Here is a 5,385-nt window from a genome sequence, read left to right as displayed (position 1 = left end):
ATGTTTATCCTTTGGATGGTCGCCATGATGGTGGTTATTATACCGTCAAGGACTGTGTGACTATTGACGTCCTTCCCCGTACGCCGGGCAATAATGTTTATGTTGGTTTCATGGTTTGGTCTAACTTTACCGCTACTAAATGCCGCGGATTGGTTTCGCTGAATCAGGTTATTAAAGAGATTATTTGTCTCCAGCCACTTAAGTGAGGTGATTTATGTTTGGTGCTATTGCTGGCGGTATTGCTTCTGCTCTTGCTGGTGGCGCCATGTCTAAATTGTTTGGAGGCGGTCAAAAAGCCGCCTCCGGTGGCATTCAAGGTGATGTGCTTGCTACCGATAACAATACTGTAGGCATGGGTGATGCTGGTATTAAATCTGCCATTCAAGGCTCTAATGTTCCTAACCCTGATGAGGCCGTCCCTAGTTTTGTTTCTGGTGCTATGGCTAAAGCTGGTAAAGGACTTCTTGAAGGTACGTTGCAGGCTGGCACTTCTGCCGTTTCTGATAAGTTGCTTGATTTGGTTGGACTTGGTGGCAAGTCTGCCGCTGATAAAGGAAAGGATACTCGTGATTATCTTGCTGCTGCATTTCCTGAGCTTAATGCTTGGGAGCGTGCTGGTGCTGATGCTTCCTCTGCTGGTATGGTTGACGCCGGATTTGAGAATCAAAAAGAGCTTACTAAAATGCAACTGGACAATCAGAAAGAGATTGCCGAGATGCAAAATGAGACTCAAAAAGAGATTGCTGGCATTCAGTCGGCGACTTCACGCCAGAATACGAAAGACCAGGTATATGCACAAAATGAGATGCTTGCTTATCAACAGAAGGAGTCTACTGCTCGCGTTGCGTCTATTATGGAAAACACCAATCTTTCCAAGCAACAGCAGGTTTCCGAGATTATGCGCCAAATGCTTACTCAAGCTCAAACGGCTGGTCAGTATTTTACCAATGACCAAATCAAAGAAATGACTCGCAAGGTTAGTGCTGAGGTTGACTTAGTTCATCAGCAAACGCAGAATCAGCGGTATGGCTCTTCTCATATTGGCGCTACTGCAAAGGATATTTCTAATGTCGTCACTGATGCTGCTTCTGGTGTGGTTGATATTTTTCATGGTATTGATAAAGCTGTTGCCGATACTTGGAACAATTTCTGGAAAGACGGTAAAGCTGATGGTATTGGCTCTAATTTGTCTAGGAAATAACCGTCAGGATTGACACCCTCCCAATTGTATGTTTTCATGCCTCCAAATCTTGGAGGCTTTTTTATGGTTCGTTCTTATTACCCTTCTGAATGTCACGCTGATTATTTTGACTTTGAGCGTATCGAGGCTCTTAAACCTGCTATTGAGGCTTGTGGCATTTCTACTCTTTCTCAATCCCCAATGCTTGGCTTCCATAAGCAGATGGATAACCGCATCAAGCTCTTGGAAGAGATTCTGTCTTTTCGTATGCAGGGCGTTGAGTTCGATAATGGTGATATGTATGTTGACGGCCATAAGGCTGCTTCTGACGTTCGTGATGAGTTTGTATCTGTTACTGAGAAGTTAATGGATGAATTGGCACAATGCTACAATGTGCTCCCCCAACTTGATATTAATAACACTATAGACCACCGCCCCGAAGGGGACGAAAAATGGTTTTTAGAGAACGAGAAGACGGTTACGCAGTTTTGCCGCAAGCTGGCTGCTGAACGCCCTCTTAAGGATATTCGCGATGAGTATAATTACCCCAAAAAGAAAGGTATTAAGGATGAGTGTTCAAGATTGCTGGAGGCCTCCACTATGAAATCGCGTAGAGGCTTTGCTATTCAGCGTTTGATGAATGCAATGCGACAGGCTCATGCTGATGGTTGGTTTATCGTTTTTGACACTCTCACGTTGGCTGACGACCGATTAGAGGCGTTTTATGATAATCCCAATGCTTTGCGTGACTATTTTCGTGATATTGGTCGTATGGTTCTTGCTGCCGAGGGTCGCAAGGCTAATGATTCACACGCCGACTGCTATCAGTATTTTTGTGTGCCTGAGTATGGTACAGCTAATGGCCGTCTTCATTTCCATGCGGTGCACTTTATGCGGACACTTCCTACAGGTAGCGTTGACCCTAATTTTGGTCGTCGGGTACGCAATCGCCGCCAGTTAAATAGCTTGCAAAATACGTGGCCTTATGGTTACAGTATGCCCATCGCAGTTCGCTACACGCAGGACGCTTTTTCACGTTCTGGTTGGTTGTGGCCTGTTGATGCTAAAGGTGAGCCGCTTAAAGCTACCAGTTATATGGCTGTTGGTTTCTATGTGGCTAAATACGTTAACAAAAAGTCAGATATGGACCTTGCTGCTAAAGGTCTAGGAGCTAAAGAATGGAACAACTCACTAAAAACCAAGCTGTCGCTACTTCCCAAGAAGCTGTTCAGAATCAGAATGAGCCGCAACTTCGGGATGAAAATGCTCACAATGACAAATCTGTCCACGGAGTGCTTAATCCAACTTACCAAGCTGGGTTACGACGCGACGCCGTTCAACCAGATATTGAAGCAGAACGCAAAAAGAGAGATGAGATTGAGGCTGGGAAAAGTTACTGTAGCCGACGTTTTGGCGGCGCAACCTGTGACGACAAATCTGCTCAAATTTATGCGCGCTTCGATAAAAATGATTGGCGTATCCAACCTGCAGAGTTTTATCGCTTCCATGACGCAGAAGTTAACACTTTCGGATATTTCTGATGAGTCGAAAAATTATCTTGATAAAGCAGGAATTACTACTGCTTGTTTACGAATTAAATCGAAGTGGACTGCTGGCGGAAAATGAGAAAATTCGACCTATCCTTGCGCAGCTCGAGAAGCTCTTACTTTGCGACCTTTCGCCATCAACTAACGATTCTGTCAAAAACTGACGCGTTGGATGAGGAGAAGTGGCTTAATATGCTTGGCACGTTCGTCAAGGACTGGTTTAGATATGAGTCACATTTTGTTCATGGTAGAGATTCTCTTGTTGACATTTTAAAAGAGCGTGGATTACTATCTGAGTCCGATGCTGTTCAACCACTAATAGGTAAGAAATCATGAGTCAAGTTACTGAACAATCCGTACGTTTCCAGACCGCTTTGGCCTCTATTAAGCTCATTCAGGCTTCTGCCGTTTTGGATTTAACCGAAGATGATTTCGATTTTCTGACGAGTAACAAAGTTTGGATTGCTACTGACCGCTCTCGTGCTCGTCGCTGCGTTGAGGCTTGCGTTTATGGTACGCTGGACTTTGTAGGATACCCTCGCTTTCCTGCTCCTGTTGAGTTTATTGCTGCCGTCATTGCTTATTATGTTCATCCCGTCAACATTCAAACGGCCTGTCTCATCATGGAAGGCGCTGAATTTACGGAAAACATTATTAATGGCGTCGAGCGTCCGGTTAAAGCCGCTGAATTGTTCGCGTTTACCTTGCGTGTACGCGCAGGAAACACTGACGTTCTTACTGACGCAGAAGAAAACGTGCGTCAAAAATTACGTGCAGAAGGAGTGATGTAATGTCTAAAGGTAAAAAACGTTCTGGCGCTCGCCCTGGTCGTCCGCAGCCGTTGCGAGGTACTAAAGGCAAGCGTAAAGGCGCTCGTCTTTGGTATGTAGGTGGTCAACAATTTTAATTGCAGGGGCTTCGGCCCCTTACTTGAGGATAAATTATGTCTAATATTCAAACTGGCGCCGAGCGTATGCCGCATGACCTTTCCCATCTTGGCTTCCTTGCTGGTCAGATTGGTCGTCTTATTACCATTTCAACTACTCCGGTTATCGCTGGCGACTCCTTCGAGATGGACGCCGTTGGCGCTCTCCGTCTTTCTCCATTGCGTCGTGGCCTTGCTATTGACTCTACTGTAGACATTTTTACTTTTTATGTCCCTCATCGTCACGTTTATGGTGAACAGTGGATTAAGTTCATGAAGGATGGTGTTAATGCCACTCCTCTCCCGACTGTTAACACTACTGGTTATATTGACCATGCCGCTTTTCTTGGCACGATTAACCCTGATACCAATAAAATCCCTAAGCATTTGTTTCAGGGTTATTTGAATATCTATAACAACTATTTTAAAGCGCCGTGGATGCCTGACCGTACCGAGGCTAACCCTAATGAGCTTAATCAAGATGATGCTCGTTATGGTTTCCGTTGCTGCCATCTCAAAAACATTTGGACTGCTCCGCTTCCTCCTGAGACTGAGCTTTCTCGCCAAATGACGACTTCTACCACATCTATTGACATTATGGGTCTGCAAGCTGCTTATGCTAATTTGCATACTGACCAAGAACGTGATTACTTCATGCAGCGTTACCATGATGTTATTTCTTCATTTGGAGGTAAAACCTCTTATGACGCTGACAACCGTCCTTTACTTGTCATGCGCTCTAATCTCTGGGCATCTGGCTATGATGTTGATGGAACTGACCAAACGTCGTTAGGCCAGTTTTCTGGTCGTGTTCAACAGACCTATAAACATTCTGTGCCGCGTTTCTTTGTTCCTGAGCATGGCACTATGTTTACTCTTGCGCTTGTTCGTTTTCCGCCTACTGCGACTAAAGAGATTCAGTACCTTAACGCTAAAGGTGCTTTGACTTATACCGATATTGCTGGCGACCCTGTTTTGTATGGCAACTTGCCGCCGCGTGAAATTTCTATGAAGGATGTTTTCCGTTCTGGTGATTCGTCTAAGAAGTTTAAGATTGCTGAGGGTCAGTGGTATCGTTATGCGCCTTCGTATGTTTCTCCTGCTTATCACCTTCTTGAAGGCTTCCCATTCATTCAGGAACCGCCTTCTGGTGATTTGCAAGAACGCGTACTTATTCGCCACCATGATTATGACCAGTGTTTCCAGTCCGTTCAGTTGTTGCAGTGGAATAGTCAGGTTAAATTTAATGTGACCGTTTATCGCAATCTGCCGACCACTCGCGATTCAATCATGACTTCGTGATAAAAGATTGAGTGTGAGGTTATAACGCCGAAGCGGTAAAAATTTTAATTTTTGCCGCTGAGGGGTTGACCAAGCGAAGCGCGGTAGGTTTTCTGCTTAGGAGTTTAATCATGTTTCAGACTTTTATTTCTCGCCATAATTCAAACTTTTTTTCTGATAAGCTGGTTCTCACTTCTGTTACTCCAGCTTCTTCGGCACCTGTTTTACAGACACCTAAAGCTACATCGTCAACGTTATATTTTGATAGTTTGACGGTTAATGCTGGTAATGGTGGTTTTCTTCATTGCATTCAGATGGATACATCTGTCAACGCCGCTAATCAGGTTGTTTCTGTTGGTGCTGATATTGCTTTTGATGCCGACCCTAAATTTTTTGCCTGTTTGGTTCGCTTTGAGTCTTCTTCGGTTCCGACTACCCTCCCGACTGCCTAT

At 44.7% G+C, this 5,385-nt stretch carries 9 protein-coding genes; all 9 read left to right on the top strand.

Features of this window, described 5'->3' with window-relative positions:
• On the top strand, positions 1-206 hold a 206-nt coding region (locus tag AMS67_RS18400), incomplete at its 5' end, for a hypothetical protein (protein WP_503089864.1).
• Between the two features lie 8 nt (positions 207-214).
• Positions 215-1,201 (top strand): Minor spike protein, encoded by a 987-nt coding sequence (locus tag AMS67_RS18395; RefSeq protein WP_000466547.1) that lies wholly within the window; start codon positions 215-217, stop codon positions 1,199-1,201.
• A 36-nt stretch (positions 1,202-1,237) separates the two neighbouring features.
• On the top strand, positions 1,238-2,806 hold the full coding sequence (locus tag AMS67_RS18390) for a replication endonuclease (protein ID WP_001134933.1): 1,569 nt from the start codon (positions 1,238-1,240) through the stop codon (positions 2,804-2,806).
• A complete protein-coding gene (locus AMS67_RS18385; protein WP_435988044.1) occupies positions 2,739-2,891 on the top strand; it encodes a hypothetical protein in 153 nt (50 codons plus the stop codon). Before AMS67_RS18390 ends, AMS67_RS18385 begins: the two co-directional genes overlap by 68 nt.
• Positions 2,824-3,063: a phage DNA packaging protein C gene (locus tag AMS67_RS18380; RefSeq protein ID WP_016670801.1), complete on the top strand. Its 240-nt coding sequence runs from the start codon at positions 2,824-2,826 to the stop codon at positions 3,061-3,063. Before AMS67_RS18385 ends, AMS67_RS18380 begins: the two co-directional genes overlap by 68 nt.
• Positions 3,060-3,518, top strand: a complete 459-nt coding sequence (locus tag AMS67_RS18375; RefSeq protein ID WP_000084700.1) for a scaffolding protein D — start codon at positions 3,060-3,062, stop codon at positions 3,516-3,518. Before AMS67_RS18380 ends, AMS67_RS18375 begins: the two co-directional genes overlap by 4 nt.
• Positions 3,518-3,634 (top strand): phage DNA packaging protein J, encoded by a 117-nt coding sequence (locus AMS67_RS18370; protein ID WP_000033471.1) that lies wholly within the window; start codon positions 3,518-3,520, stop codon positions 3,632-3,634. The genes AMS67_RS18375 and AMS67_RS18370 overlap by 1 nt, the downstream gene beginning before the upstream one ends.
• 36 nt (positions 3,635-3,670) lie before the next feature.
• Positions 3,671-4,954, top strand: coding sequence for a major capsid protein (locus AMS67_RS18365; protein ID WP_000065572.1), 1,284 nt, complete (start codon positions 3,671-3,673; stop codon positions 4,952-4,954).
• A gap of 110 nt (positions 4,955-5,064) precedes the next feature.
• A partial coding sequence (locus AMS67_RS18360; protein ID WP_503100484.1) for a hypothetical protein occupies positions 5,065-5,385 on the top strand: 321 nt, incomplete at its 3' end.

The organism is Leucobacter japonicus, from assembly GCF_001273855.1.
GTDB classification, from domain to species: Bacteria; Actinomycetota; Actinomycetes; order Actinomycetales; family Microbacteriaceae; genus Leucobacter; species Leucobacter japonicus.
This window is presented reverse-complemented; position numbering and strand designations above follow the sequence as displayed.